This window comes from Kribbella jiaozuonensis (assembly GCF_005233875.1).
GTDB classification, from domain to species: Bacteria; Actinomycetota; Actinomycetes; order Propionibacteriales; family Kribbellaceae; genus Kribbella; species Kribbella jiaozuonensis.
Window position 1 is genome coordinate 1,389,819 of sequence record NZ_SZPZ01000002.1, and the last position, 25,825, is coordinate 1,415,643.

The following is a 25,825-nucleotide window of genomic DNA, read 5'->3' on the forward strand; positions in this document are numbered from 1 at the left end:
ATCGACAGTTTCTGCGACTACTGCGGAAGCTCGGTCCCGGTGCGCTCGGCGACCATGTAGGCGGCGTACCAGGCAGGCCAGTTCGCGTCCGCCTCGCCGGTGCGCGCCTCGTGCTCACCGTGGGCCGCGGCGGCGCGCTTCAGCGCCTCCTCGAGGTCCTCGACCGACTTGTACGTCGAGTCGGTGACCCGCCCGGGTAGCCGCGTCGTGACCTCCTGCAGCAGCCAGGTGTTGCCGTCGGGGTCGCTGAACGTCGCGAACGAGCTGTAGCTGGACCGGTCGTCCGCCGTACCGTCCACGCGCCCGCTGGTGTCGCCGGCCTCGAACTGCGCGCCGGGCGCAGTCGGGTGGAAGACCTCGGTCACCTTCGCGCCGTGCGCGAGCAGCTCGGACCGTGCCGCCTCGACATCGGTGACGACCAGGTACAGCCCCTGCGCGCTGCCAGGCGTGGCCGACGTGATGTTCGTGCCGAACTGGACCGAGGCAAGGGAACCCGGCGGCGTGAACTGGACGACGCGGAACCCGTTGTCGAACGCGAAGTCCGCATCCAGTCGCCAGCCGAGCCCGTTGTAGAACTCCTTCGCCCGGTCGGCGTCTGCCACCGGAATGACGACCGCTTCGAACTTCAGGTCGGTGCTCATAACTTCCTCCAGGGATCAATTCGTTCTGTCGATGACCAATCTGCCGCCTGGAGGCGGCAATGACACCAGTGGGAGTCCCTGGTCCTCCCACTGGGCGCGATGAAAACGCTTTAAGGTCGTCGGGTGGATCATCAGTTCGTTCTGATTGCCGGTGTTGGGCTTGCGATCATGATTGCCGCGTCGGTGTTCGCGCGGCGGACGGGTGTCGCGGCGCCGTTGTTGCTGGTTGCGTTGGGGATCGGGGCGAGCTACCTGCCGGGTACGCCGGTGATCCACATCGAGCCCGAGATCATTCTCGCGGGCGTGCTGCCGCCGCTGCTGTACGCGTCCGCGGTCCAGTTGCCGGTTCTCGACGTACGGCGGAACTTCGGGCTGATCTCGTGGTTGTCGGTCGTCATGGTGATCGTGTCGGCGCTGGTGATCGGGGCGCTCGTACACGCGCTGTTCCCGAGCATCTCGTTCGCGCTGGCAACCGCGCTCGGCGCTGTGGTCAGCCCGACAGACGCGGTCGCGGCAACCGCGATCGGGCACCGGGTCGGGCTGCCGCCACGGCTGATGACCGTGCTGGAGGGTGAGAGCCTCGTCAACGATGCGTCGGCCCTCGTCGTGCTCCGTACGGCGGTCGCCGCGCTCGCCGTCACCACCCACTTCAGCCTCGGCGACACCGTCCTCGACTTCGCCTGGGCCGTCGTCGGCGCGATCTTGATCGGGCTGGTCGTCGGCGTACTCACGGCGCGGCTCCGGCACCGCCTCGACGATCCGGTGCTGAACACGACGATCTCGTTCGCCGTACCGTTCCTCGCCTACTTCCCGGCCGAGGAGCTGCACGCGTCCGGCGTACTCGCGGTCGTCATCGCCGGCCTGCTCACCGGCGCACTCGGCAGCCGGAAGTTCAGTGCCCGCGACCGACAGACCCAGGCCACCACCTGGACCACGATCAGCTTCATCCTGGAGAGCGGCGTCTTCCTCGCGATGGGCTACGAGCTGCCGCAGCTCGTCGACGACGCCCGCGCCGAGACCACCGCCGGCGAGATCGCGGGGCTCGTCTTGCTCGTGGTCGGCCTGCTGGTCGTACTGCGGTTCATCGGGCTCGCCTGGCCGGCGCTGATCGGCCGGATCGGCTCCGGCGAGCGGAGTGACCAGCTCCGGGCCAGGCTGAGCCAGATGGAGGAACATCTCGACTCGATGGAGCCGTCGGGGGAGCGCGAGGAGACCCGTCTCGCCTGGGCTCGGAAGCGGCTCGCGCGCAGCCAGGCGGACGTGGACTTCGAGGAGCGGGAGCCGATCACCGGCCGCGGTCTGGTGGTGCTGGCCTGGGCCGGGATGCGTGGTGTCGTCACGGTTGCGGCCGCCCAGACCATCCCGGCCGGTACGCCGCACCGCGCGACCGTCGTACTCGCCGCGTTCGTCGTCGCGCTGATCACGCTCGTGCTGTTCGGACTCTCGCTGCCCGCGGTGATCGCGCGGATGCGGTTCAGTTCGGAGAGCGCCGAGGACAAGCGCGACTCGGTCCAGGCGCTGATGCGGCAGATCGGCGAGGCGGCGATCGACGCCGTCGGCCCGCTCGATCAGCAGACCGTCGACGGCGAGGCACTCGATCCGGTCGTGGTCAGCACGCTGAAGGACCGGATCGTGCCCCGCCTGGTCTCCGGCAGCCGGCAACTCCTGGAAACCAAGCCGGACCACCGCGACCAGATGACGATCATCCAGAACCGCTACCTGGACGCGATGCGCGATGCTCTCGGGACCGAACGCAGCATCGGCGTCTACAGCTCCGACACCTACCGCGAGGTCGAAGGCTTCCTCGACACCGTCGAGCAGCGCTTCAGCTCGGCATAGGGCTCAGCGGAGGTCGAGGCGCATCAGGATGCGGGGATGGCCTGCCAAGGTCGAGGTGGTGTCGGCGGACTTGGTGAAGCCGGCCTGTTCGAAGTTCTTGCGGAGGCCGGCGTACGCCATCGTGAGGTCGACCTTGGTGTCACCGTTGTCGAGGGGATAGGCCTCGACGACCGGGGCGTTGTTCGTACGGGCGAAGTCGACGGCGGCGGCGATGAGCGCGTGGGAGATGCCCTGACCGCGATGCCCGGGGCGAACTCGGATGCACCACAGGGACCACACCGGGAGGTCGTCGACGTGCGGGATCTTCCGGTTGCGGGCGAACGTCGTCGCTGCGCGCGGGGCGATCGCGGCCCAGCCGACGGGCGTGTCCCCGTCGTACGCGAGGACTCCAGGCGCGGGCTTCTCCTTGCAGAGCTTCTCGACGTACTCGCTACGCTCCGGGCCGCGGAGCGTGTTGTTCAGCTTGGACGGGATGCGGTAGCTCAAGCAGAAGCAGACCGTGGAGGTGGGTTTCTTGGGCCCGATGACCGCGCGGACGTCCTCGAAGACAGTGGCCGGACGTACGTCGATCACTCGGCCTCCAGCAGCTGGTTGTGGATCATGAACGCTGTACGGAGTTCCTTGTAGCCAACGCGATCGAACAGGACGGTCATCGTCGTACCGTCGTAGTGCTCGACCAGTCCGCCGCCGAACGTGCGGTGCTTGACCCGGCTGCCGATCGGGAACGGCTCCTCCTCCGGCGGCGCCGCCGTGCGGCCGGCGAGGTCGTTGTCGCAGTTGCCGCACGGCCCTTCGTAGTGCTCGCCGAAGTAGCTCAGCAACCACTCGCGTCGGCAACCGCCGTACTCCGCGTACGTTGACATCATCTCGACCCGCGACCGAGCGACCTCACGCCGATCGTGCTCGACCGCCGACGCAGCGGCGACAGCCTTGTCGACGTCGACCCGCCGGGCCAGGTGGAACTGGTGGCCGATGGCAACGACCCGCGCGTCGGTCAGCCGGCCGAGCGCACGTTCGACGCGGGCCGCGCTCAGGTTGGTCGCAGTGGTCAGGTCGGCGATGTTGGCCGGCCGGTGCTCGGCGATGGCACTCGCGACGGCGAGGAGATCCTCGTCGGTGACACCGCCGGAGGCGAAGAAGCGGTTCAGGCCGAGGTCGGCATGCCGGAAGAACAGCTCGATGTCGGCCGGTTCGCCGTCGCGACCCGCGCGGCCGATCTCCTGGTAGTACGCGTCGATCGAGCCCGGCACCTCGGCATGACTGACCCAGCGGATGTCGGGCTTGTCGATCCCCATCCCGAACGCGATCGTCGCCACGACCACCCGGCAGTCTCCGGCCAGGAACGTGTCCTGGACCTCGCGACGCTGCTTGGCCGACAGGCCGGCGTGGTAGGCCTGCGCGGATACGCCGGCGGTGTTGAGGTCGGAGGCGAGATCCTCGGCGTGCCGGTGCGTGGCGACGTACACGATGCCCGGGCCGCGGGACGATCGGACGTGGCTGAGCAGCCGACGGTTCTTGGTGTCGTCGTCGGCGAAGGGAAACACAGCGAGGTTGAGATTCGGTCGGTCGAAACCGCCGACGACAACAGCGGGGTCGTCCATCTCGAGCCGGTGCACGATCTGCTTGCGCACCGGCGGAGCAGCCGTCGCGGTCAGCGCGAGCACCGGCGGACGTCCCATCGCCTGGATCGCCGCGGCCAGACGGAGGTAGTCCGGCCGGAAGTCCTCACCCCACTCACTGACCAGATGCGCCTCGTCCACCGCAAGCAACCGCGGCCGGGACTTCGCCAACAGCTCGAGTACGTCGGCATGCGTCAGCTGCTCGGGCGACATCAGCACGAACCCGGGCCGCCCGTCCGTGAGCAGCTCACGAGCCACCCGCCCGCCGGCCCGATCGGACGCGTTCAGCTCGGCAACCTCCACGCCGGCAGGATGCTTCGCCAACGCCCGCAGCTGATCCCGCTGCAATGCCACCAGCGGACTGACCACCACGGTCACCCCACCGAGAGCGAGGCCCGCGAGCTGATAGATCGCCGTCTTCCCGGTCCCGGTTGCGAGCACGGCCAACGTGTCCCGCCCGTCCAGCACCGCCCGGACGGCATCCTCCTGCCCCGGCCGCAGCGACTCGTACCCCAGCCACTCGCGAGCGAGCGCGACGATGTCCCTCACGGTCACATCATGCCTCGCCCCGCTGGACCGCCCGCCAGCGCCAGAGGTACAGCCCCGCCAGCGTCCGCTGCGGCCGCCACACCTCGCCCAGCTTCTCGACTTCGGCCGGCTTCGGGATCTCGGGCAGCCCGTACGCCGATTCGACGGTCCGCCGGATCTCGAGATCCCCGACCGCGAGCACGTCCGGCCGGAGCAGGTGGAAGATCAGGAAGATCTCCGCCGTCCACCGCCCGATCCCTTTGATCGCCGTGAGCTGGGCGACCACCTCGTCGTCCGGCAGATCCGGCAGCCGCTCCAGCTCGAGTTCGCCCGAGATCACGTGCTCCGCCAGCGACCGCAGCGAAGCGGTCTTCGCGTGCGACAACCCCACCGCGGTCCTCAGCGCGTCAGGTTCGTCCGCGAGCAGCTCCTCCGGCGCCGGCGCGTGTCCGCCGTACCGCTCGACGATCCGTCCGTAGATGGCCCGAGCGGAGATGTTCGAGATGTTCTGCCCGACGATGGCCCGCACCAGCACGCCATAATGCTCCGAGGGCAGATCGGGCACCCCGGTGTCCCGGCTCTCCGACAACGGCACGCCAACAGCCCGAACCACATCGTCGATCACGCCGCCGAGCACCGAATCAGCCCGCCGCAGGTAGTCCTCAGGCGTCCCCATGACGGAACCGTAGTACAGCGGTCAGTTGTTGACGTCGTAGACGAGTTTCTGGATGCCGTTGGGGTAGGAGGCGCTGTCCTTGAGGGTCAGGGCCAGCTTGTCGCGGTCGGTGTCGCTGAACAGGCGCTTGCCGGCGCCGAGCAGGACCGGGAAGACGAGCAGGTTGTAGCGGTCGATGAGGCCGGCGTCGGAGAGGTTGCGGTTGAGGGTGGCGCTGCCGTGGACGATGATCGGGCCGCCCTCGGTCTCCTTCAGCGCGGCGACGTCGTCGAGTGACCGCAGGATCGTGGTCTCGCCCCAGTTCGTCACCAGGTCGCTGTCCTGCAGCGTGGACGACACGACGTACTTCGGCATCGCGTTGTAGCCGGCGAATTCCTCGACCATCCCCGGCCAGACCGGCGAGAACGCCTGGTAGCTGACCCGGCCGACCATCAGCGCGGTCGCCTCGGTCTGCTCGGTGCCCTTCAGCTCGTAGGCCGCCTCGTCGAACGGGATGCCCTTGAAGGTCCAGCCCGAGTTCCGGTAGCCCGGCTCGCCGCCCGGACCCTCGATGACACCATCGAGAGAGACGAACGCGGTGGTGATGAGGGTACGCATCTGATGCTCCTTGATCGGTTGGTTATGCCTCTGCGTCGAGCCGGGCCGCCGCGATGCGACACCTCATTATGTGACCCCCGTCACAATCCAGGCGGAGGACTCGAAGTGCACACCCGAGCCGGTCTGATGTGCGGCGAGCATCTCGCGAAGGGCGGTCTGGGCCCTCTCAGCGGCGGCTGCGTCAAGCTCCGCAAGCAGCGCTTGAGGCTCGCGAAGCCTGAGGACGTTGGCGTACGCCGTCTCCGCGTCGGGACCGTAGTAGAGCAACTCATGCACGGCCGTGAACGTCGGGTCAACGAACCCCGCAGACGTGAGGATGTCCCGCGTCACGTCCTCCGAGCCGAGCGCGAACGCCGACTCGTCGCGGTACGTCCCGCCGATCACTTCCGGAATCACCCGCGCCCACTCGTTCTCTGCCCGCGGCTGCCAGACCAGCACCACCAGCCGGCCACCCGGTCGCAGCGCCCGCCGCAGATTGGTGAACGCGCCGACCAGATCGTCGAAGAACATCACCCCGAACCGGCTGATGCACAGGTCGAACGACGGCTCGAAGGCGTACGTCGCGGCGTCGGCCAGCAGGTAGTCGACATTCGGAAGCGGCTGCCGGCGAGCGTGCTCGAGCATCCGCTCGGAAACATCGACACCGAGCACGTGCGCAGCATCAGCCGCCGCATCGCGCGTCGTCTGCCCGCCGCCGCACCCGACGTCGAGCACCCGATCCCCGTCGCGGACGCCGCACGCCTCGCGGAACCGCGGGCGATAGAACCGCATCTCCGCGTCGTAGTCGAACATTGCCCAAGGCTAAGGGCGGACGTTCACCTGGCCTGCCTAGTCTGCACGGCATGTCGATCAGAACCGTCGATGACCTGATGAACCTGCTCGCGGACTGCGAGGACGCGTGGGACATGCCCGACCGCAGCGGCGATCCGGTCGACATCCTCGACCACGACCGCCAGTGCGCCGAGTTGTTGCGCCGCGACTTCCCCGACGACGAGGAGCTCCAGGTCGCCGGGCTCGTGCACGACATCGGGCACCTGCTCCGGCCGGGTGACGATGCGGGTCATGGCCGGCACGGCGCGGACGCAGTACGAGATCTGCTGGGGGAGCGGGTCGCTCGGCTCGTCGAGCTGCACGTGGTCGCCAAGCGTTATCTGGTGGCGACGGACGCGGTGCATGCGGGGCAGCTGTCGGCGTCGAGTCGCCGCACCCTCGTCGCCCAGGGCGGGGCGATGTCGGACGATGAGGTGCAGGTGTTCCGCGGCGATCCCGAGTTCGCCGCGGCGGTCGCATTACGACGGGCGGACGACGCGGGGAAGGTTGTCGGACTCGAGGTCGGACCGCTCGAGTCGTGGCGGCCGGTCCTCGAGCGGGTCGCGCGCGGTTAGGCGGCGGGCAGGAAGACCACGCGGTTGCCGTCCGGGTCCTGCGCGTCGGCGCCGGGCTCCGCGGCGGTGAGGCCGAGGTGGTCGATCGAGGACGCGGCCTGCGGTACGAGCTTGACGGCGTCCGCGCCGATCCGGAACGTGTCGTCGGCGACGCGTTCCATGCCCAGATGCGTGCCGTAGAACTCGATCGCCGCGTCGACATCCGGCGCGGCCAGGGCGACGTACGACAGCCCGTGCACCGGACCGGCCGTGATCGGCGGGACGCGGAGCTCCTCCGACCGCTGCAACAGCTCGACCCGCACGCCGTTCGGATCGGACAGGAACGCCAGGCGACCCTGACCGCTGCCGGCGACCCGCGGCGACGAGATCTCGCCGTACCCGAGCGCCATCAGCCGGGCGTAGTCGCCGTCGAGGTCGTCAGTCATGAAGCCGACATGATTCAGCCCGTACGCCGCCTGCGGGTCGGACGCCTCGTGGTGGAGCAGCTCGACCAGACCCGTGGCGACCTGGAGATGCACGCGATGAACACGCGAACTGGTCATGAACAACCGATCGACCACCTCCGCACCGAGGCCGTCGTAGAACGACAGGCTCGCATCGAGATCCCGTACCCGGCCGCCGACGTGGTTCAGCTCGTAGATCACCCGAACACCCTAGCAAGCGCTTTCCGCTGATGTGCGTCCCCGGGCGTGTGGTGAAGTGCCAGGACGGCATGCACTATGGGCCGATGGAATCGATGCTGTTCGAGAGCCGGGACCTCGCCAGGACGGAGGAGTTCCTCAACCGCGCCTACACCAAGATGCAGATCGGCGGCCGGGCGACGGACGTCCGGACCCGGATCTCGCGGGCGGCCGCGGACTCGATCAGCATCGACCGGATCGAGATCGGCTTCGAGATGAGCTACGACGCCGATCCGCTCGGGAAGATCTGTCTGTGCGAGGTGACCTCGGGCAGTATCACCGACCACGCCACGGACGGCTGGGAGGACGAGTTCCGGCCGGGCGACCTGGTCTCGTTCGCGCCGGCCGATCGCCCGTTCGCCGGGACGATCCGCCGGTCGACGTACACGATCACGATGTTCGATCCGGTGCTGCTGGCCCAGGTCACCGGAGCCGGCCGGAAGGACGACGCGACGGTCCGGTTGCTCTCGCACCGGCCGCATTCGCGCGCTGCGGCGTATCAGCTGTCCAAGACGATCGCGTACGTCGACCACGTGCTGCCGAACCCCGCCGTACGGACTTCGCCGCTGGTGCTCGCGTCCCTCTCGCAGCTGCTCGCCTCGAGCGTCCTCGCCGCGTTCCCGAACAGCGCGACGACCGACGGTGACGGTCCCGACGCCCGTCCGCCGACGGTCCGGCGGGCGATGGCGTTCATGGAGTCGAATCTCGACCAGCCCATCACGATCGCCGACATCGCAACCGCGGCCGGGGTGACCGTCCGGGCGGTGCAGACGGCCTTCCAGCGCCACCTCGGCACGACGCCGCTCGCCCAGCTGCGACTCCTGCGGCTGGCCGAGGTGCATTCGGAGCTGCAGGCCGCCGATCCGACCAGGCACACCGTCGCCGAGATCGCCGCGCGGTGGGGATTTCACCATCACGGCCGGATGGCAGCGGCGTACCTCGAGCTGTACGGCGAGCTGCCGAGCACCACGCTGGCGCGCTAGGGGAGTTTGCGGGTGTTGATGAGCTGTTCGGCGACGTCCCGCAGCTTGGTGTTGGTGTCCTGCGAGTAGCGCTTCAGTACGGCGAACGCACGGTCGGCGTCGATGTCGAAGCGTTCCATCAGGATGCCCATCGCCTGCCCGACGAGCTTCCGCGCATCGATCGCCTGCGCCATCGAGGCCTCGTGGCGGGCGGACGCGAGCGCCACGGACGCGTGCCGGGCCAGAATGTGTGCGACCGCCTCGTCATCAGCCGCGAATGCGTCCGGATCCGGGCTGTACAGGCCCATCACACCGACGCTGGGACTCCGTACGTGGCCGGTGGCCAGCGGTACGTCGAGAACGCTGCGGACCCCGAGCGTCGCGACCTTCGCCGCCCACTCCGGCCAGCGCTGGTCGGTGGTCGTGTCGCGGATCAGCACCGGTTGACGCTCCCGCATGGCTGTCACCAGTGGTCCGCTCTGATTGCCGATCTGGAGCTCGTAGACCTCGGCGACGACCGGGTCGGTCACCGCCGCGATCTCCGGGCGTGAACCGCGTACCGACAGTGCGATGCCGGCGTACGTGCAGTTGAGAGCCTGCAGGGCGAACTGGACGACCGCGTCGACGGTCTCCTCGACCCCCGGAGCGTCGTGCAACTCGACGGCGAGACGAGCGAACGCCGTGGCAGCACTGTCTTTGCTCGGATCGAGCATCGTCATTCTGGTGACTCCCTGGTGCAACGGGCACGGGGTTCCGGGTGGTCCCCCTCCGGACCACCCGGCAGCCGTGCTCACATGATGCGGCGCGAAGGCGGGATTCGGCGCGTCTCCCAGCGCAGTTGTTGCAAAAGTTGCGTTGCGCGGACGGACCGGTTTCGTCGTACGGATAAGTTGGTCAGGTGCAGGTGGCGAAGCGCTGGTCATGGGTGGCGGTCGGGGTCCTCCTGGTCGGGGTGTGGGCCGCCTGCTCGGACAAGGACGCCAAGCCCACGTCGGCGCCGAAGACCCAACCGACAGTCACCAAGCCGAAGCCCGCGCCCACCCCGACGAGCACCAAGCCGTGGTACGACGACTACGACCCGGCCCGGTTCGCTCCCGAGGTACGCCGCTACGCCAAGCAAGCGGGGATCAACCCACAGTTGCTGATGGCAATCTTGTACAACGAGGACTACAAACCGCACGACCCGAAGTTCGAACGGCAGTGGGCCGAGGTCGACTCCGACCCGGCGTTCGGGATCGCGAACATGCACCGCCCGGCGTTCGACGAGACCAAACGCGGCCGCGACTTCGCCAAGCGGAAGTGGGAGGAGCTGCCGGACAACCCCGCGCTGGCGATCGAGGCCGCCGCCTGGCACCTGCACGACCTCGCGAAACGGCTGCCCAGCAAGCGCGCGGAACTGTACACCAAGGACGAATTGCTTGCCCTCGGCTACAACGCCGGCGGCGGCAACATGCGGATCTTCGCCCGCGGTCGCAAGGCCGGCTCGCAGGCCCAGTCGTACCTGGACCGCCTGCACACCAACTGGGCCAAGTCCGCCGAAGCCCTCAAGAGCTAACGGGAGACATCGTGGAATTCGCATCGCCAGCACTGGCTGTCGCCGACTGGCGCCGGCGCGTGTTCGCGCTCTACCAATCCGTCCGCGCCGAATCCGATCCGGCGGCGGGCCACGCGCTGTGGAAGGCCGGGCGCGACGACCTGCTCAGGCACCATCCCGCCTCGCCGGTGCCGGTCGACGAGCGGGCGGCGTACGGCGGTGCTCGGATAGGGGAGTACCGGCCGGAGTTGCGCTTCGACGCGGTGATCGACACCGACGTGAAACCGGACCGGTGGGAGTTCGAGTCGGCGACCGACGGCGTGATCCCGTTCTCGCTGATCGGCGTACTGCACCTGCCGGCCGTCGGGGACCTCGACGTGTGGTGGCTCGAGTCGTACGGCGGTGGCATCTTCGTCCCGCTCAAGGACGCGCTGGCCGGCAGATCGACGTACGGCGGCGGCCGCTACCTGATCGACACCGTCAAGGGTGCCGACCTCGGCAGCGACCTGCAGGCGGGCAGGCTCGTCGTCGATCTGAACTTCGCGTACAACCCGTCGTGCGCCTACAGCCCGGAATGGACCTGCCCGCTCGCACCGGCAACCAACAAGGTGGATGTCGAGTTGCCGGTGGGCGAGCTGTCAGGCTAGATCAGGCAGCAGCTTCCAAGGCCTGCGTGAGGAGGGCGGCGAGGGCCTCGAGCTGGAAGTCGGCCGAGGCGCCTACCTCCTCGTCGGAGCCGTCCAGGGCCTTGGCCGCGAGGCCGGCCTTGGCGTCGATGAGGTCGGCGATGCGGGTGTCGATCGTCTGCGCGGCGATGATCCGCCACGCGGTGACCGGCTCGTCCTGACCGATCCGGTGGACGCGGTCGATCGCCTGCGTCTGCTCGGCGTTCGTCCACGACAGCTCGGCGAGCACGACGTTCGAGGCGACCTGCAGGTTCAGGCCGACACCTGCGGTCAGCAGCGAGCAGACCGCGATCGAGACGTCGGGATCGTTGACGAAGGCATCGATGTTCTTCTGCCGGGTCCGCGCGGTCTGGTCGCCGCGGATCGACGAGAACTGGATGCCGCGCTCGGCGAACAGCTCCTCGGCGGCGTCCATCACCTCGATGTGCCGGGCGAAGAACACCACCTTGCCGACGTTCTGCGCCAGCTGGGCCGCGTAGTCCGCAGCCAGGCCGGCCTTGGCCTGACCGATCCGGCGGAACAGGCTGAACACGTTCTCGCCGGTCTTCTTCGTCGCCATCTCGGCCCGCTCCCAGCCGGCCACCTGGCGGACCAGGTCGTGGTCGATACCGTCCACGACGATGCCGGAGCGGCGGGTCTCGAGCGCGGTGTTGTACCGCGCGACGAGGCGGTCGGCGAGCTCGCGCTCGGCGGCCCGGATCGAGCGGCCGACGGCGCCGTCCAGCTCGACCGGCAGGTCGGCGATCCGGCGGGCCGGGATGTCCGCGGCCACGTCCACCTTGCGGCGGCGGACGATACCCATGTCGATCACGCTCGCCCGCGCGGCGGCGGAGAAGCCCGGGTCGGCCGGCGTCAGGTCGGTGTCGTCGAGCTTCTCCATCAGCTCGGCGCGGGGCGCCTTCTCGTCGACCCAGCCGAGGTACTCCCAGATCGCGGTGAAGTCCTCGATCGAGTTGATCAGCGGCGTCCCGGTCAGCGCCATCAGCAGCGGACGGACCGTGCGGTTGCGGATCCGGTTCGACAGCTCGAGCACGTTGCGTGACCGCTGGGACTTCTTGTTCTTGATGAAGTGCGCCTCGTCGACCACCATGCCGCGGAAGCCGAGGTCGCCGAGCCAGCCGACGTGCCGGTCGAGCACCTCGTAGTTGACGACGACGATATCGGCGAAGCCGTCGATCGTGTCGCCGTCACCGTGGATGACGGTCGGCGTACGGCGCGGGGTCCACAGGTTGGCCTCGCGGGCCCAGTTCGTCTTGACGACGTTCGGTACGACGGCGAGCAGCGGGTAGGCCTCGGCGGCCTGGGCGGCGAGCAGGGCCTGGGCGGTCTTGCCGAGGCCGGGCTCGTCGGCGAGGAGGAAGGTCCGGTGCCCGGCGGCCGCGGCCGCGATCACACCGGCCTGGTGCGGCATCAGCTCGAGGCCGCGCAGGCGCAGCGAGTCGATCCCGCCGGCCAGCTGGAGGGAGGTCGGGTCGGGCAGCTTCATGCTCGCGGAGGCGCCGGCGTGCTCGAACGACCTCAGCAGCGGCCCGATCAGCTCCCAGCCCGCCAGGCGGCTGGCATGGACCGGGCGGGGCGGGGCGCTGGAGAAGTCCGGAGCGAGGAACGGGTTGGCGAGCTGCCGGGACACGACGGCCTGCGGCACCACGCGCCGGGTCTGGGTATCCGGGGGAGCGACCGGCTGGACCGGCTCTGGCTCCTCGGGCAGCTCCATCCCGGCGTCCTCGAGCATCTGCCGCTTGAGGGCGGCCGCGGCCTCGGAGATGACCGCGTCCTCGGCGAGCAGGCCGAGCAGGGTCGGGTCCAGCGCGGCGGTCTTCGCCAGGATCGTGGCGATGCCGTCGAGCCGCCGGAGCTGCTCGGTGCGGTACGCCTCGGTGGCCGACTCCGCGCCGTTCACCCGGGCCCGCTCCTCGCGGACCAGCAGCGCGACGACCTGGAACTTCGTCCGGGTCGACGGTTTGCTCGCGCCGCGGGTGACGGCACCCTCGACCTCGCGCACGGCCTGTGCGAGGACCTGGATCAGACCGTCTGACTCACCGTCGCGGACACGACGCCGTCGACGGGGAGCGGAACGGGTAGCGCCGGGCTGGCGCTGACCTCGTCGGGCCAACTGTTCCTCCTGTGTCATGCCACGACGGAGCCGTGGCGGAACGCCAGACCGCACAAGGACCGAACCGCCGACGAGACGCCACGCTGTGACATGCAGTGGGCCGTCCAGAGGGTCCCCCAGGAACACGGCTCAGAATTCACCGCTCCTGATTGCGCGATCGAGAACCCATCCTACCCTCTGTCAGCACCAACGACCGCTACCGGGACCCACCCCGGTCTCGTTACTCAGCGGAATGGTTCTTGCGGAGGCGGAGTTCGGGGAGGATCTCGGTGCGGTAGAGGTTCATCATGTCGACGGTGTGCGGCCCCATGTTGGCGACGTACACCTCGTCGAATCCCGCCTTCAGGTACGGCGTGAACGCGTCGACGTGGACGTCGGCCTCCGGGCCGCAGGCGACGGACTGCGCCGTGGCCTCCTTGGTCACCAGCTGGCTGGCCTGCTCGAAGTGCCGGGGTGAGGGCAGCACCTGGGCGAGCTCGCCGGGGAGGCCGGAGTTGGCCCAGATCCGGTGGGCCTGCTCGACGCCCTCGGCCTCGGTCGGCGCGTAGCTGACCTTGAAGCCGGACTGGGCGGGCTTGTCGCTGCCGCCGTGGTCGCGGAACCGCTGGAGCAGCTCCCGGTCCGGCGAGGTGGTCAGATACCCGTCCGCGATCCGCGCCGCGACGTCGGTCGCCTCGGGTCCGAACCCGGACATGTAGATCGGCAGCGGCTCCTGCGGCCGGGTGTAGATCCGGGCCGTGTCGACGGTGTAGTGCTTGCCGTGGTGGCTGACGAAGTCGTCCTCGGTCCACAGCCGGCGCATGATCTCGACCGCTTCCTCGAGCATCTCCAGCCGTACGTCGACGGTCGGCCAGACCGAGCCGAGGACGTGTTCGTTCAGCGCCTCACCGGTCCCGACGCCGAGCCGGAACCGGCCGTTCAGCAGTACGGCGCTGGTCGCGGCCGCCTGCGCGATCACGGCCGGATGGATCCGCACGGTCGGGCAGGTCACCGCCGTGGTCACTGGCAGCTCACACACCTGGGAGATCGCGCCGATCGTGGACCAGACGAACGCGCTCTGGCCCTGCTCGTCGTTCCATGGATGGAAATGGTCGCTGATCCACAACCCGTCGAACCCGGCCTCCTCGGCCATCTGTGCGTGCTCGATCAGCTCGGCGGGCGTGTACTCCTCGCTGGAGAGGAAGTATCCGATCTTCACGCAGACCTCCTAGCGCCGGCCGCGGGTCAGGAGGACGGTCGCGGCCGCGGCTGCGCCGGTGGCGAGTCCGGTGACCAGGCCGCGGTGGCGTGAGGCCCAGACCTGGTAGCTGCGGCCGGTGGAGCGGTCGTCGAAGGCGCCGTGGGAGCCGTAGTCACGGTTCTCATCGGCCGGCTCCCAGAGATTGGCCGCCTTCTCGGCGGGTTCGTCGGCCTGCTGTGATTTGTATCCGGTGCGGGCGAGGTAGCGGTCCAGCAGACCGGCGGCGAACTTGTTCGCGACGATGGTGGCGACGGTCGGCATACCGACCCAGTACTCGCGGCGGTGTGGGTGATCGGCGGCGTACACGACGGCGTCCGCGGCGACCTCCGGCTGGAAGATCGGCGGCACCGGTTGCGGATGCTTCGGCAGCCGGGACAGCACCCACGAGAACTGCGGGGTGTTGACCGCGGGCATCTGCACCATCGTGGCGTGCACGTTGGACTTGTCGTGGAGCAGTTCGCAGCGCAGCGAGTCGTGGAACCCCTGGATCGCGTGCTTCGCCCCGCAGTACGCCGATTGCAGCGGGATGCCGCGATAGGCCAGCGCCGATCCGACCTGGACGATCGTCCCGTGATCGCGCGGCTTCATCCGGTCGAGCGCGGCGCGCGTGCCGTACACGTACCCGAGGTAGGTCACGTCCGTCGTCCGCCGGAACTCGCTCGGCTCGATCTCCAGGAACGGCGCGAAAACCGAGCTGAAGGCGACGTTCACCCACACGTCGATCGGCCCGAGCTCCTTCTCGGCCGTCCCCGCCGCGGCCTCGACCTGCTCGTAGTCGGCGACGTCGACCTCGATCGGCAGCGCCGTACCGCCCGCTTCCTCGACGTCGCGGACGGCGGCCGCAAGACCGGACTCCCCCCGCGCGAGCAACGCCACCCGCGCCCCACGTCGCGCGAACGCCACCGCAGTCGCCCGCCCGATCCCGCCACTGGCTCCGGTTACCACTACGACCTGTGCCACCTGTTCCTCCTTCGGCTCACCTTCCCGGTGACCGCTGCGGCGCGGCCGAAACCCGTTCAGTGTCGCCAGAAGCCCAGACGGATCGTGGCGTGGTTGAAGGTGGCGGGCATCGGTCCGGTGAGTTTCGCGCGGGTCGTCGGGTCGACGTCGAGGTCGTAGCGGTCCGCGATGTGACTGACCGCGGTGCTGGTGGCCAGCAGTACGACGTTGCGGCCCGGGCACTCAGCGCGTCCAGTTCGTCGCGAACGACCTCGAGGATGCGGTGACCGTGCTGGTGTACTGGCTGATGACTGCCGAGCGCGTGCTCGTTCAGCTCACGCCGGGGACCGTCGCCGTAGCTGCGGCGGAACTTGCGGACCAGCGAGGCTGTCGACAGCTCAGCTGGCATGTGCTTCCGGTGTCCTCGCGCGGGACCCCCAAACGCGGGTGAATGCGGGCAGTGGGGTCGGGTACCGGGCGGAAGGGTGAAAGGAGCAACGACATGCCGGCAGGATCGAGTCCGAAGCGGGAGCGGCAGTACGAGCACATCAAGTCCGGGCTGAAGAAGCGCGGCCGCAGCGAGGACGTCGCCGAGGAGATCGCGGCGCGGACGGTGAACAAGGAACGCGCGCGGTCGGGTGAGGCGAAGGAGAAGAGCCGTACGTCGACGCACGACATCTCGTCGGGCCGGCGCGGCGGGCTCCGTTCGCACAGTGGCTCCAAGGGCCGCACCAAGGAGCAGCTCTACAATGAGGCGAAGCAGAAGAACGTCAAGGGTCGCTCGAAGATGACGAAGGCCGAGCTCGCGAAGGCGGTCGGCCGCTAGCTGGGGGAGCCAGCCGTGCAGCAGACCGACACCAGACCACTGACCGACGACGAGCTGCAGGGCATCGACGCCTACTGGCGGGCAGCGAACTACCTGTCCGTCGGGCAGATCTATCTCCTCGCCAATCCGCTTCTCCGTGAGCCGCTGCGGCCGGAGCACATCAAGCCCCGGCTGCTCGGCCACTGGGGTACGACGCCCGGCCTCAACCTGATCTACGCGCACTTCAACCGCGTGGTCAGGCAGCGCGACCGTGAGGTCCTGTTCGTCACCGGCCCCGGCCACGGCGGCCCGGCGCTCGTTGCGAACACCTGGCTCGAGGGCAGCTGGACGGCGGCGTACCCGAACACCACGCAGGACGAGGTCGGCATGGGCCGGCTGTTCAAGCAGTTCTCGTTCCCCGGCGGCGTACCGAGTCACGTGGCGGCCGACGTGCCGGGGTCGATCAACGAGGGCGGCGAGCTCGGCTACTCGCTCAGTCATGCGTACGGCGCAGCCGCGGACAACCCGGGGCTCGTCGTGGCGTGTGTCGTCGGCGACGGTGAGGCGGAGACCGGTCCGCTCGCGGCGTCCTGGCACTCGAACAAGTTCCTCGATCCGGTGCGGGACGGCGCCGTACTGCCGATCCTGCATCTGAACGGGTACAAGATCGCGAACCCGGCGGTGCTGGCGCGGATCGGCGACGAGGAGCTGTCCGCACTGCTGCAGGGGTACGGATACGAGCCGTATCTCGTCGAGGGATCGGAGCCGGCCGAGGTACACCAGGCGCTGGCCGCGACGCTCGACCGCTGCATGGACCGGATCGAGGAGATCCAGATCGAGGCACGATCCGCGCCGGAACCGCCGCCACGACCGGCGTGGCCGATGATCGTGCTGCGTACGCCGAAGGGCTGGACGGGTCCGCAGGTTGTCGACGGTGAGCCGGTCGAGAACACGTGGCGGGCCCACCAGGTCCCGCTGTCCGGCGTACGGACGAACGAGGACCATCTGCGCCAGCTGGAATCATGGATGCGCAGCTACCGACCCGAGGAATTGTTCGACGACTACGGCCGTCCGATCGCGGCGCTGGTCGAGCTCGCGCCGGGTCCGGACCTGCGGATGGGGTCGAACCCGCATGCCAACGGTGGCGCGCTGAGCCGTGATCTCGAGCTCCCGGCGGTCGACGAGTACGCCGTACCGGTGAAGATTCCCGGCGCCGAGGACGGGGAGCCGACCCGGGTCTTCGGCGAGTTCCTGCGGGATGCCTTCCGGCTGAACGCGGACAATCTGCGACTGTTCGGCCCGGACGAGACCGAGTCCAACCGGTTGACCGCGGTCTACGAGACGACCGGCAAGCAGTGGCAGGCCGACCTGCTCGACACCGACAACCACCTCGCCCGCGACGGCCGGGTGCTGGAGATCCTCAGCGAGCACACCTGCCAGGGCTGGCTCGAGGGGTACCTGCTGACCGGGCGGCACGGACTGTTCTCGTCGTACGAGGCGTTCGTCCACATCGTGGACTCGATGGTCAACCAGCACGCGAAATGGCTGAAGACGATCAACCGGCTGGAGTGGCGCCGGCCGATCCCCTCGCTGAACTACCTGCTCACGTCGCATGTCTGGCGCCAGGACCACAACGGCTTCTCGCACCAGGACCCGGGCTTCATCGACCACGTGGTGAACAAGAAGGCCGAGGTCGTCCGCGTCTACCTGCCGCCGGACACCAACACGCTGCTGTCCACGATGGACCACTGCCTGCGGACCCGGAACTACATCAACGTCGTTGTCGCAGGCAAGCAACCGCAACCCAACTGGCTGGACTGGGAGGCGGCCGCGCTGCACTGCGCGCGGGGTGTCGGCGCCTGGGAGTTCGCCAGCAACGACGAGGGTGAGCCGGATGTGGTGATGGCGTGCGCCGGCGACGTACCGACGATGGAGACGCTGGCCGCGGTCGACCTGCTCCGCGAACACCTTCCCGACCTGCGGATCCGGGTCGTCAACATCGTCGACCTGATGCGGCTGCAGTCCGAGGGCGAGCATCCGCACGGGCTGCCGGACGCCGAGTTCGACGCGCTGTTCACCACGGACAAGCCGGTGATCTTCGCGTACCACGGCTATCCGTGGCTGATCCATCGCCTCACCTACCGCCGGCACGGGCACGACAACCTGCACGTCCGCGGCTACCTCGAGGAGGGTACGACGACCACGCCGTTCGACATGGTCGTCCGCAACAACCTCGACCGGTACCACCTGGCGATGGACGTGATCGATCGCGTCCCGTCGCTCGGCAGCCGGGCGGTGTCGACGCGGCAGTACTTCGCCGACCAGCGCGCTCGTCACCACGCGTACGTCACGACGTACGGCGAGGATCTGCCGGAGGTCCGGGACTGGCGATGGACGCCGCGCTAGTCGAGTAGCGCGACGGCGGCGCGGAGGTCGTCGACGAACAGACCGAGATCGCGAGTGAAGTCCTGCGAGCGGACCACGGCAGAGGGATGGACGGTCGCGATCGCGGTGCCGCCGTCGGGGAGTTCGACCTTCTCGCCTCGGTGCTGCGTCACCTTGAAACTCGGGCCCATCAGGGTCCGTGCGGCGACGGCTCCCATGATCACGACCAGCGCGGGCTTCACGATGTCGAGTTCACGCGCCAGCCACGGGTGGCAGGCGGTGATCTGACCGGCGGACGGCGTCTTGTGGATCCGCCGCTTGCCCTCGCGCTCGAATCGGAAGTGCTTGACCGCGTTGGTCAGGTAGATGTCCGACCGCTTGATGCCCGCCTCGTCCAGCGCCCGGTCGAGCAGCCGCCCGGCGGGACCGACGAAGACATGGCCTTCCTTGTCCTCGTGGTCGCCGGGCGTCTCGCCGACCAACATCATCCGCGACCGAACCGGCCCTTCACCCGCGACGGCCTGCTCGGCGTCCTCCCACAGCTCACACCCGCGGCAGTCCCCGAGGGTGGCACGCACCTTGCGCATACCACCGTCGTGCGGCACCCATTTCTCGGCCCCGGGTTCCTTGCTCATGGCGCCCCGGTACCCCTCGTGGCGCTAATTCATGATGCCGGCGGGATGAGCGCCTGTCGGATGATCACGAGCGCGAACAGGATCAGCGTGAGGCCGTGGACGACCGTGCACCACAGGCAGATCGCGTTGATCTGGAACAGCTCCGCCCAGATCAGGTAGCAGATGAACACGACGCCGATGAGTACGGCGGCCAGTCGCAGCCGGCCCGGCCACGGTGACGACGTACGCCACAGCGGAGGCACCGACAGCGCCGTCATGCCGACGAAGAAGCCGAGTCCGAGCAGTGCGACCGGGATGCCGAAGACCTTCGAGTACTGACTGCTGGTGACCTTCGCGCAGTTGACCACGCCGGTGTCCGGGCATGCCAGCGTCGTACCCGCCGTGAAGTGCTCATAGGTCAGGTACCCGGCCACTGCCAGGCCGGCGATCGACACCACCAAGGTGGCCCATGGGATCCAGCCCAGTGATGTCTGGGAGGACCGCTGTGCTGTGTCGCTCACGCTCAGCTGTTCCCGCCGCCGAGCTTTGAGGCCGCCGCGGTGACGGCGGAGCTGGTGCACACGTTGGCGGGCTGGTTGTTGGTGATCTTGCAGATCGCGGCCGTGTAGACGTTGGCCGAGGCGATGACCGCCTTGGAGATGTCGTTCGACGGGTCCTTCAGCGCGTCCGCGACCTGCGCCTGGGTCTTACCGGCCAGCAGTTGCGGGCTGTACGTCGCACCGGACGACACGAACTTCCCGCCGATGTCGATGAACGGGATCGACCCTTCACTCGAGACGTACGGCGGCTTGTTGTACGTCTCGAACGTCTTCTCGTCGTCCGCAGCTGGGGTGTCGAGCGGCTTGTACCCGTTGCCCTGCTGCTCGTTCGTCGTCGTCTCGACGCCGGTGAAGGCGAGGTACTGACTCGTGAACGTCGCGCCGTGGAACGAGAGCGTCGGCGTGTTCGGGAACTCGTCCGCGGACGCGGAGTGCGTCGTACCGAGGTTGCTGAAGGTCCCGAACCGGGACAGGGCGACCGTCACGGGCCAGCGCTCGGCGGCGCAGAACGGGCAGAACTCGGCGCCGATGTAGAGCACCTTCGGCTTGCCGTTCGCGGTCAGCGCCGGCGCGTCGATCGCGGACGGCGCCGCCTTCACACCCTCGGTCCCGACCGTGGAGAACGTCGACTCCGGGATCGAGGAGAGGGCGGTGATCAGGGCCGCGTCGGCAGCGCCGGTCGGACCGGTCGCCGTCTTCTTGCCGCCGCCCACCAGCCGGATCGTCACCAGCCCGCCGACGATCACGATGACCAGGACGACCGCACCGACCGCGAGCAGAAGGCGCCGCCGTCGCTCCGCCGCCTGCTGCGCGGCGAGCTGCGCTGCGATCCGCTCCCGGGCCGCAGCCTTCTGTTCGACACGCCTTGCCATGACTCTCCTCTGATCGTGCACGGGCTCCGGAAAGACAACTATCCATCGGTCCCGGAAGTTCCTGTCCTTCTGTCACCGCGAGATTACAGATCGCTGAAATCCTGGCTGTCGGTGGTGCCGTTTAAGGTTCCCGCCATGGATTGGCAGCGATGGCATCAACGGTACGACGACCCCAAATCCGAGCTGTCCCGCCGGCTGGAGACAGTGCAGGAACATGTCCGCGCCGCGCTCGATCGCGCGCCGGCCGGTCCGGTGCCGGTGGTGAGCCTGTGTGCCGGCCAAGGGAGGGATCTGCTCGAGGTGCTGGCGGATCATCCGCGTCGGGCGGACGTGCAGGCGAGACTCGTCGAGCTCGATCCGGTGCTGTCCGCATCCGCACGCGAGCGCGCCGCGGAGTTCGGTCAGGTCGAGGTCGTCACCGGCGACGCGTCCCTGACCGATCAGTATGTCGGCCTGGTCCCGGCGGAGCTCGTCCTGTTGTGCGGGATCTTCGGCAACATCTCCGACGAGGACATCCGGCGGACGGTCGACGCGAGTCCGCAGTTGTGCCGTACCGGCGGAACGGTGATCTGGACCCGTCATCGGGAAGACCCGGACCTGGCGCCGTCGATCTGCGACTGGTTCGAGGCCCGTGGCTTCGAACGCATCTGGCTGTCCGATCGCGACGCCGGCTTCGGTGTCGGCGTGCACCGCTTCGCCGGCGTGCCCGAGCCGTTGATCACCGGCGAGAGTCTGTTCAGCTTCGTCTGACGCCTCTTGCGTGCGGTTTAGACAGAGACTATGTTACATAGACGATGTCATATCGCGCGGGAGGTGTCGGATGAACGAGACCGCTCAACGGTTGCTCGGGTCGGCGGACCGGTTGTCCCGGGATCCGGAGACCGAGATCGACTGGGACGCGCCGATCGGGGACGGGTACGGGATGTCGCCGGAGTGGAGCACGCTCTACGGCGCGCCGTACTGGGATGAGCTCACCGAGGCACAGCAGCGGGAGCTGACCCGGCACGAGTCCGCGTCGGTCGCGACCACCGGGATCTGGTTCGAGCTGATCCTGCAGCAGTTGGTCCTGCGGGACGTGTACGACAAGCCGGCCCGGAGCGCCGAGTTCCAGTGGGCGCTGACGGAGATCGCCGACGAGTGCCGGCACTCGATCATGTTCGCCCGGGCGACGGAGCGGATGGTCGAGCCGTCGTACCAGCCGCGGTTGCTGGCGCGCGAGCTCGGGCGGATGTTCAAGACGGTCGCCACGGGCGAGTCGGCGTACGCCGCGATCCTCGTGGCTGAAGAGGTCCTGGACGTGATGCAACGCGACTGGATGCGGGACCGGCGGGTCGAGCCGTTGGTGCGCACGGTCAACCACATCCATGTGGTGGAGGAGTCGCGGCACATGGTGTTCGCCCGCGAGGAGACCCGGGAGCGGCTGGCCGGGGCGGGTCGTGGACGGCGCTGGGTGAGTGCGCTGGTGATCGCGATCGCGGCGGACATGATCGTGTCGAGCATGGTCGGTCCGGCGGTCTATGCGAACGTCGGTCTGGACGTGGATCGGGCCGTCCGTGAGGCGCGGCGGAACGAGCATCACCGGTCGTTGCTGCGGACAAGCTGTGCGAACTTGATGGACTTCCTCGGGTCGCTCGGGCTGCTGACGCCGGCCGCGTCCCGGGTGTATCGGCGGACCGGGCTGCTGTGAGCTACGCGATCTCGGGGGAGTGCTGCTCGGACGCGAGTTGTGTCGCGGTGTGTCCGATGAACAGCATTCATCCGTCGCCGGGTGAGCCGGGGTTCGGGACCGGGGCAAGTCTGTTCATCGATCCGCGGACGTGTATCGACTGCGGGGCGTGTGCCGACATCTGTCCGGTCGACGCTGCTCAACCGGCCGATCAGGCTGCGGCTGAGGATATCGAGCGGAACGCGGCGTACTTCGCCGAGCAGGAGCCGCTGGACGCGATGGACCTCGACAGTTGGGGCGAGCCGTCGTACCAGGTCTGGGGCGGTGGACCGCGACGAGTGCTGGTCGTCGGAGCGGGGCCGGCCGGGATGTACGCGACGCGGGAGTTGTTGCTGCGGACAACGGCCGAGGTGACGCTGGTCGATCGGCTGGAGCAGGTCGGCGGCTTGGTGCGGTACGGCGTTGCGCCGGATCACCCGAGCACGAAGCAGATCATCAGCAGCTTCGAACGGATTGTCCGGCATGAGCGAGTGCGCTGGCTGCCGGGGACCGATGCAGCTGAGCTGCCGGATCAGTTCGACGCGGTGATTCATGCTGTCGGCGCTCGCCGGAGTCGGCGGTTGGGGATCGACGGCGAGGACGCTGCCTGCACTGCCGAGGATTTTGTTGCCTGGTACAACGGTCGGCCGGATGCGCAGTTGCTGGTCGAGCTGGTCGGGCCGCGGGCGGTCATCGTGGGCAACGGGAACGTCGCGCTGGATGTGACGCGGATTCTGCTGAGTGATGCGGACCGGCTGGACGTGCCCGCGGAGGTCAGGCGGACGCTCGCGGCGAGCGGGGTGAAGGAGGTTGTGCTGCTCGGGCGGCGTGGGCCGGAGGAGGCGGCGTACACGGAGTCGGCTTTGCGGGAGTTGATGGCCGCGGCTGGTGATCGGGTCGAGCTGCGGCATCATGCGCGGCCGACGGCGTGGACGTCCGAGGGGCTGACGCTGGACGACGGTACGACGATTGCTGCGGGCAACCTGTTTACCGCGATCGGGTTCGAGGGGACGCCGGTCGATGGGCTGCCGTTCGACCCGGAGCGGGGGATCGTGCCGAACGTCCGCGGCGCCGTCGTCGGCCGGCCCGGGCACTACGTGGCGGGCTGGATCAAACGCGGCGCGCGCGGCGGCATCGGCGTGAACAAGGCCTGTGCGCAGGAGACCGTGATGACGCTGGTCAGTTCGTCCAGGGCCCTAGTTTCTCCGGGTTCCTGATCGCCCAGATGTTCGTGATGTGATCGTCGTCCACGTCGAAGGCGATCACGGTCTCGATCACACCCTCGAACTGGATCACCAGACCCGGCTGGCCGTTGACCGTGCGCTCGATGAGCTCACGTCCGAGCATGAACACCGGAAGGTTGGCGAAGTACTCCGCGACGTCGGTGCCACCGTGCACCGGCTCGAGGGCCGCCGTCACGATGCCACCGCCGTCCGCGACCGCGGTGACGTCGGGGTCGAGCAGGCTGACGAGCTTGGCGATGTCGGTCGCCTCCCAGGCCTGCTTGAACTCCCGGATGAGCTCGGCCCGATGTGCCGACGGCGCGGCCGGGAGCTGTGCGTCGCGGATCCGCCGACGCGCCGAGGAGGCGAGCTGCCGGCAGGCCGCCGGAGTACGCCCGACGATCTCGGCCACCTCAGGGAACGGGTACCGGAAGACGTCGTGCAGGATGAACGCGACCCGCTCGGCCGGCGTCATCGCGTCGAGTACGACGAGGAACGCCATGTTGACCGACTCGTCCAGCGTCACCCGGTCCGCTGGATCAGCGGTACCGCCGGGCTGACCGGTGTGCCACTCGGTGCTCTCCGGGAGCGGCTCCGGGATCCACTCACCGACGTACCGCTCGCGCCTGGACCGGGCGGAGCGCAGCAGATCGAGGCAGATCCGGCTGGCGACCTTGGTCAGCCACGCGGCCGGGTTGTCGATCGCCTGCTGCTCGGCCGGCGTCATCGCGTACCAGCGCGCGTACGTCTCCTGGACCACGTCCTCCGCGTCCGCCAGCGACCCGAGCAGCCGGTAGGCGAGGTTGATCAGCTGCCGCCGCTCGCTCATGATCGCGCTCAGGCCGGGCTCGCTCATGTCAGTCCTCTCCTCGTTCATACCCGTACGACGGAACTGCCCGGCGAACTGTGAGGTCTGACAGTCCGCGCTGCTGTCTCGTCGTACCGATCATGACCACAAACAACACAAACAACGCTGTAGCCGAAGTAGATATCCGTGAGCGTATCGAGAGCCTGCTGAACGCCGTCCGGACCGGTGACGTGGAGACGCTGAGGACGATCTTCGCCCCGAACATCGTCTCGTTCGACATCGAGGCGCCGCTGCGGCACCTCGGCGCGGAGAAGAAGATGGCGAACTGGGCGCAGGTCTTCACCGTGTTCCAGCTGCCGCTCGAGTACGAGACCCGCGACCTGACCGTGCTCGTCGATGGCAGCCTCGCGGTCGTCTACAGCCTCAACCACATGAACGCGAGCATGGGCAACGGCGGCAAGATCGACTACTGGCTGCGCTGGACCTCGGCGTGGCAGAAGCTCGACGGCGAGTGGAAGATCGTGCACGACCAGGTATCGGTGCCGATCTACTTCCCGGAGGGTCGTCCGGCGATGGACCTCATGCCCTGAGCCAGGCCGGCCACGGCCGGAGCTCACCGGCGGCATCGGCCAGCGCAGTGAGTGCACGCTGGGCCGTCGGATGCGGGTCCAGGAGGAAGCGGAGGCCGTCGGGCAGCTCGCCACAGGCCTCGGCGAGGGTCCGGCCGAGGCTGTAGAGGTCCATCTCGGCGGACACCGGCTCGCACGCCTCCTGTGCGGGGGACGCGTACCCCTCGGTCCCCACCGGATGACCAGCCGGCTGCTCGCTCCCGATCCGACGGGTGCTGCCGAAGTCGATCAGTACCGGCCGACTGTCCCGCAGTACGACGTTCTCGGGCTTCACATCCAGGTGGGCCAGCTCGCGGGAGTGCAGGGCCATGAGGGCGGGGAGCAGTTGGGCGCCGAGATTCGCCGTCTCGGGGACGGTGAGGAGCCCGTTGTCCTCGAGTTCGTCGGCGAGCGATGGGCCGTCGACGTACTCGACGAGGATGTGGGGGATCGGGTCGTCGGTGCCGTCGGTGCCGTCGGTGCCGTCGGTGCCGTCGGCGAGCAGGCGTGGGAGGGCCGGGTGCAGGTTGCCGGCGAGCGCGGCGGTCTCGCGGCGGAGGGACTTGACCGCGCGGGGGTGATGGATCTGGTGTGGGCGTGCGGCCTTGAGTACGGCGGGCGCCCAGAGCCGGACCGACCAGACCAGCCAGGTCTCGCACCGGTGGCCGACGCCGAGGCGCTCGATGGCGAAGGTCCCGCCGGGCAGCTCGCAGCCTTCGGCCCAGTCCCAGACGGCCAGCCCGTCCACATCGTCAGTCGCGGTATCGACAAGCATGGTCGGTCTCCTATAAAAGAGGTGAAGCCTG

The 25,825-nt window shown here is 68.7% G+C and carries 27 protein-coding genes; 11 read left to right on the top strand and 16 right to left on the bottom strand.

Translation table 11 applies throughout. The features are described from left to right. Nucleotides 1-17: 17 nt before the first annotated feature. Nucleotides 18-641: a VOC family protein gene (locus tag FDA38_RS18210; RefSeq protein ID WP_137255199.1), complete on the bottom strand. Its 624-nt coding sequence runs from the start codon at nt 639-641 to the stop codon at nt 18-20. Between the two features lie 123 nt (nt 642-764). On the opposite strand from FDA38_RS18210, the gene FDA38_RS18215 reads away from it, so the two are divergent. Continuing rightward, nucleotides 765-2,480 carry a cation:proton antiporter gene (locus tag FDA38_RS18215; protein WP_137255200.1) on the top strand — a complete coding sequence of 572 codons (1,716 nt, stop codon included), beginning with the start codon at nt 765-767 and terminating at the stop codon, nt 2,478-2,480. Nucleotides 2,481-2,483: 3 nt separating this feature from the next. On the opposite strand, the gene FDA38_RS18220 is transcribed toward FDA38_RS18215, so the two are convergent. The 5 genes from FDA38_RS18220 to FDA38_RS18240 form a co-directional block, all read right to left on the bottom strand. Continuing rightward, nucleotides 2,484-3,053 carry a GNAT family N-acetyltransferase gene (locus FDA38_RS18220; RefSeq protein ID WP_137255201.1) on the bottom strand — a complete coding sequence of 190 codons (570 nt, stop codon included), beginning with the start codon at nt 3,051-3,053 and terminating at the stop codon, nt 2,484-2,486. Beyond that, entirely contained in the window at nt 3,050-4,648 is a 1,599-nt protein-coding gene (locus FDA38_RS18225; RefSeq protein ID WP_202877717.1) for a RecQ family ATP-dependent DNA helicase, read from the bottom strand. The genes FDA38_RS18220 and FDA38_RS18225 overlap by 4 nt, the downstream gene beginning before the upstream one ends. 7 nt (nt 4,649-4,655) lie before the next feature. After that, a complete protein-coding gene (locus FDA38_RS18230) occupies nt 4,656-5,303 on the bottom strand; it encodes a DNA-3-methyladenine glycosylase family protein (RefSeq protein ID WP_137255203.1) in 648 nt (215 codons plus the stop codon). A 21-nt stretch (nt 5,304-5,324) separates the two neighbouring features. After that, complete coding sequence (locus tag FDA38_RS18235) at nt 5,325-5,900, bottom strand: dihydrofolate reductase family protein (RefSeq protein ID WP_137255204.1); 576 nt, start codon at nt 5,898-5,900, stop codon at nt 5,325-5,327. Nucleotides 5,901-5,966: 66 nt separating this feature from the next. Then, nucleotides 5,967-6,692 carry a class I SAM-dependent methyltransferase gene (locus FDA38_RS18240; protein WP_137255205.1) on the bottom strand — a complete coding sequence of 242 codons (726 nt, stop codon included), beginning with the start codon at nt 6,690-6,692 and terminating at the stop codon, nt 5,967-5,969. Between the two features lie 50 nt (nt 6,693-6,742). Between FDA38_RS18240 and FDA38_RS18245 the strand changes: the two genes are divergently transcribed. Next, nucleotides 6,743-7,285, top strand: coding sequence for an HD domain-containing protein (locus FDA38_RS18245; RefSeq protein ID WP_137255206.1), 543 nt, complete (start codon nt 6,743-6,745; stop codon nt 7,283-7,285). Here the strand turns inward: FDA38_RS18245 and FDA38_RS18250 are convergent. Further along, nucleotides 7,282-7,929, bottom strand: coding sequence for a VOC family protein (locus FDA38_RS18250; protein ID WP_137255207.1), 648 nt, complete (start codon nt 7,927-7,929; stop codon nt 7,282-7,284). The two genes, FDA38_RS18245 and FDA38_RS18250, sit on opposite strands and share 4 nt — an antisense overlap. 83 nt (nt 7,930-8,012) lie before the next feature. On the opposite strand from FDA38_RS18250, the gene FDA38_RS18255 reads away from it, so the two are divergent. Then, nucleotides 8,013-8,948: a helix-turn-helix domain-containing protein gene (locus FDA38_RS18255; RefSeq protein ID WP_137255208.1), complete on the top strand. Its 936-nt coding sequence runs from the start codon at nt 8,013-8,015 to the stop codon at nt 8,946-8,948. On the opposite strand, the gene FDA38_RS18260 is transcribed toward FDA38_RS18255, so the two are convergent. Beyond that, on the bottom strand, nt 8,945-9,646 hold the full coding sequence (locus FDA38_RS18260) for a GAF and ANTAR domain-containing protein (protein ID WP_137255209.1): 702 nt from the start codon (nt 9,644-9,646) through the stop codon (nt 8,945-8,947). The genes FDA38_RS18255 and FDA38_RS18260 overlap by 4 nt on opposite strands. Nucleotides 9,647-9,825: 179 nt before the next feature. Between FDA38_RS18260 and FDA38_RS18265 the strand changes: the two genes are divergently transcribed. Next, nucleotides 9,826-10,482 (top strand): transglycosylase SLT domain-containing protein, encoded by a 657-nt coding sequence (locus tag FDA38_RS18265; protein WP_202877718.1) that lies wholly within the window; start codon nt 9,826-9,828, stop codon nt 10,480-10,482. Between the two features lie 11 nt (nt 10,483-10,493). After that, a complete protein-coding gene (locus FDA38_RS18270; RefSeq protein WP_202877719.1) occupies nt 10,494-11,108 on the top strand; it encodes a DUF1684 domain-containing protein in 615 nt (204 codons plus the stop codon). A gap of 1 nt (nt 11,109) precedes the next feature. On the opposite strand, the gene FDA38_RS18275 is transcribed toward FDA38_RS18270, so the two are convergent. The 3 genes from FDA38_RS18275 to FDA38_RS18285 all read right to left on the bottom strand — a co-directional run bounded on the left by FDA38_RS18275 (nt 11,110) and on the right by FDA38_RS18285 (nt 15,460). Beyond that, the gene (locus FDA38_RS18275; protein WP_233714778.1) at nt 11,110-13,278 is read right to left on the bottom strand and encodes a DEAD/DEAH box helicase; all 2,169 of its coding nucleotides are present in this window, start codon (nt 13,276-13,278) and stop codon (nt 11,110-11,112) included. A gap of 202 nt (nt 13,279-13,480) precedes the next feature. Next, a complete protein-coding gene (locus FDA38_RS18280; RefSeq protein ID WP_137255210.1) occupies nt 13,481-14,458 on the bottom strand; it encodes a TIGR03557 family F420-dependent LLM class oxidoreductase in 978 nt (325 codons plus the stop codon). Between the two features lie 9 nt (nt 14,459-14,467). Further along, entirely contained in the window at nt 14,468-15,460 is a 993-nt protein-coding gene (locus FDA38_RS18285) for an SDR family oxidoreductase (RefSeq protein ID WP_137255211.1), read from the bottom strand. A gap of 481 nt (nt 15,461-15,941) precedes the next feature. Here FDA38_RS18285 and FDA38_RS18290 point away from each other — a divergent pair, with 481 nt between their 5' ends. After that, the gene (locus tag FDA38_RS18290) at nt 15,942-16,265 is read left to right on the top strand and encodes a plasmid stabilization protein (protein ID WP_137255212.1); all 324 of its coding nucleotides are present in this window, start codon (nt 15,942-15,944) and stop codon (nt 16,263-16,265) included. A 15-nt stretch (nt 16,266-16,280) separates the two neighbouring features. Further along, nucleotides 16,281-18,650 carry a phosphoketolase family protein gene (locus FDA38_RS18295; protein ID WP_137255213.1) on the top strand — a complete coding sequence of 790 codons (2,370 nt, stop codon included), beginning with the start codon at nt 16,281-16,283 and terminating at the stop codon, nt 18,648-18,650. Here FDA38_RS18295 and FDA38_RS18300 read toward each other — a convergent pair. Genes FDA38_RS18300 through FDA38_RS18310 form a run of 3 tightly spaced genes read right to left on the bottom strand, consistent with a single transcriptional unit; the run spans nt 18,647 to nt 20,675 of the window. After that, a complete protein-coding gene (locus FDA38_RS18300; protein ID WP_137255214.1) occupies nt 18,647-19,264 on the bottom strand; it encodes a UdgX family uracil-DNA binding protein in 618 nt (205 codons plus the stop codon). The genes FDA38_RS18295 and FDA38_RS18300 overlap by 4 nt on opposite strands. A 29-nt stretch (nt 19,265-19,293) precedes the next feature. Beyond that, nucleotides 19,294-19,764: a vitamin K epoxide reductase family protein gene (locus FDA38_RS18305; RefSeq protein WP_233714779.1), complete on the bottom strand. Its 471-nt coding sequence runs from the start codon at nt 19,762-19,764 to the stop codon at nt 19,294-19,296. A 2-nt stretch (nt 19,765-19,766) separates the two neighbouring features. Further along, the gene (locus FDA38_RS18310; RefSeq protein ID WP_137255215.1) at nt 19,767-20,675 is read right to left on the bottom strand and encodes a DUF929 family protein; all 909 of its coding nucleotides are present in this window, start codon (nt 20,673-20,675) and stop codon (nt 19,767-19,769) included. Nucleotides 20,676-20,810: 135 nt separating this feature from the next. Between FDA38_RS18310 and FDA38_RS18315 the strand changes: the two genes are divergently transcribed. From FDA38_RS18315 to FDA38_RS18325, 3 genes are all read left to right on the top strand, one after another. Beyond that, on the top strand, nt 20,811-21,425 hold the full coding sequence (locus tag FDA38_RS18315) for a class I SAM-dependent methyltransferase (RefSeq protein WP_137255216.1): 615 nt from the start codon (nt 20,811-20,813) through the stop codon (nt 21,423-21,425). A 70-nt stretch (nt 21,426-21,495) separates the two neighbouring features. Continuing rightward, the gene (locus FDA38_RS18320; RefSeq protein WP_137255217.1) at nt 21,496-22,362 is read left to right on the top strand and encodes an AurF N-oxygenase family protein; all 867 of its coding nucleotides are present in this window, start codon (nt 21,496-21,498) and stop codon (nt 22,360-22,362) included. 47 nt (nt 22,363-22,409) lie between these two features. After that, complete coding sequence (locus tag FDA38_RS18325; RefSeq protein ID WP_325053092.1) at nt 22,410-23,597, top strand: FAD-dependent oxidoreductase; 1,188 nt, start codon at nt 22,410-22,412, stop codon at nt 23,595-23,597. Here the strand turns inward: FDA38_RS18325 and sigJ are convergent. After that, nucleotides 23,560-24,459, bottom strand: a complete 900-nt coding sequence (gene sigJ / locus FDA38_RS18330; RefSeq protein ID WP_137255218.1) for an RNA polymerase sigma factor SigJ — start codon at nt 24,457-24,459, stop codon at nt 23,560-23,562. The two genes, FDA38_RS18325 and sigJ, sit on opposite strands and share 38 nt — an antisense overlap. Nucleotides 24,460-24,551: 92 nt before the next feature. Between sigJ and FDA38_RS18335 the strand changes: the two genes are divergently transcribed. Then, on the top strand, nt 24,552-25,001 hold the full coding sequence (locus FDA38_RS18335; RefSeq protein WP_137255219.1) for a YybH family protein: 450 nt from the start codon (nt 24,552-24,554) through the stop codon (nt 24,999-25,001). On the opposite strand, the gene FDA38_RS18340 is transcribed toward FDA38_RS18335, so the two are convergent. Continuing rightward, nucleotides 24,991-25,794 carry a protein kinase domain-containing protein gene (locus tag FDA38_RS18340; protein ID WP_137255220.1) on the bottom strand — a complete coding sequence of 268 codons (804 nt, stop codon included), beginning with the start codon at nt 25,792-25,794 and terminating at the stop codon, nt 24,991-24,993. The genes FDA38_RS18335 and FDA38_RS18340 overlap by 11 nt on opposite strands. Nucleotides 25,795-25,825: the final 31 nt, after the last annotated feature.

Excerpts from the sequence above, each read along its gene's own strand:
- FDA38_RS18210 (WP_137255199.1), bottom strand. The coding sequence starts at position 641 with ATGAGCACCGACCTGAAGTTCGAAGCGGTCGTCATTCCGGTGGCAGAC.
- FDA38_RS18230 (WP_137255203.1), bottom strand. The coding sequence starts at position 5,303 with ATGGGGACGCCTGAGGACTACCTGCGGCGGGCTGATTCGGTGCTCGGC.
- FDA38_RS18235 (WP_137255204.1), bottom strand. The coding sequence starts at position 5,900 with ATGCGTACCCTCATCACCACCGCGTTCGTCTCTCTCGATGGTGTCATC.
- FDA38_RS18240 (WP_137255205.1), bottom strand. The coding sequence starts at position 6,692 with ATGTTCGACTACGACGCGGAGATGCGGTTCTATCGCCCGCGGTTCCGC.
- FDA38_RS18245 (WP_137255206.1), top strand. The coding sequence starts at position 6,743 with ATGTCGATCAGAACCGTCGATGACCTGATGAACCTGCTCGCGGACTGC.
- FDA38_RS18255 (WP_137255208.1), top strand. The coding sequence starts at position 8,013 with ATGGAATCGATGCTGTTCGAGAGCCGGGACCTCGCCAGGACGGAGGAG.
- FDA38_RS18260 (WP_137255209.1), bottom strand. The coding sequence starts at position 9,646 with ATGACGATGCTCGATCCGAGCAAAGACAGTGCTGCCACGGCGTTCGCT.
- FDA38_RS18275 (WP_233714778.1), bottom strand. The coding sequence starts at position 13,278 with ATGACACAGGAGGAACAGTTGGCCCGACGAGGTCAGCGCCAGCCCGGC.
- FDA38_RS18290 (WP_137255212.1), top strand. The coding sequence starts at position 15,942 with ATGCCGGCAGGATCGAGTCCGAAGCGGGAGCGGCAGTACGAGCACATC.
- FDA38_RS18300 (WP_137255214.1), bottom strand. The coding sequence starts at position 19,264 with ATGAGCAAGGAACCCGGGGCCGAGAAATGGGTGCCGCACGACGGTGGT.
- FDA38_RS18310 (WP_137255215.1), bottom strand. The coding sequence starts at position 20,675 with ATGGCAAGGCGTGTCGAACAGAAGGCTGCGGCCCGGGAGCGGATCGCA.
- FDA38_RS18315 (WP_137255216.1), top strand. The coding sequence starts at position 20,811 with ATGGATTGGCAGCGATGGCATCAACGGTACGACGACCCCAAATCCGAG.
- FDA38_RS18320 (WP_137255217.1), top strand. The coding sequence starts at position 21,496 with ATGAACGAGACCGCTCAACGGTTGCTCGGGTCGGCGGACCGGTTGTCC.
- sigJ (WP_137255218.1), bottom strand. The coding sequence starts at position 24,459 with ATGAGCGAGCCCGGCCTGAGCGCGATCATGAGCGAGCGGCGGCAGCTG.
- FDA38_RS18335 (WP_137255219.1), top strand. The coding sequence starts at position 24,552 with ATGACCACAAACAACACAAACAACGCTGTAGCCGAAGTAGATATCCGT.
- FDA38_RS18340 (WP_137255220.1), bottom strand. The coding sequence starts at position 25,794 with ATGCTTGTCGATACCGCGACTGACGATGTGGACGGGCTGGCCGTCTGG.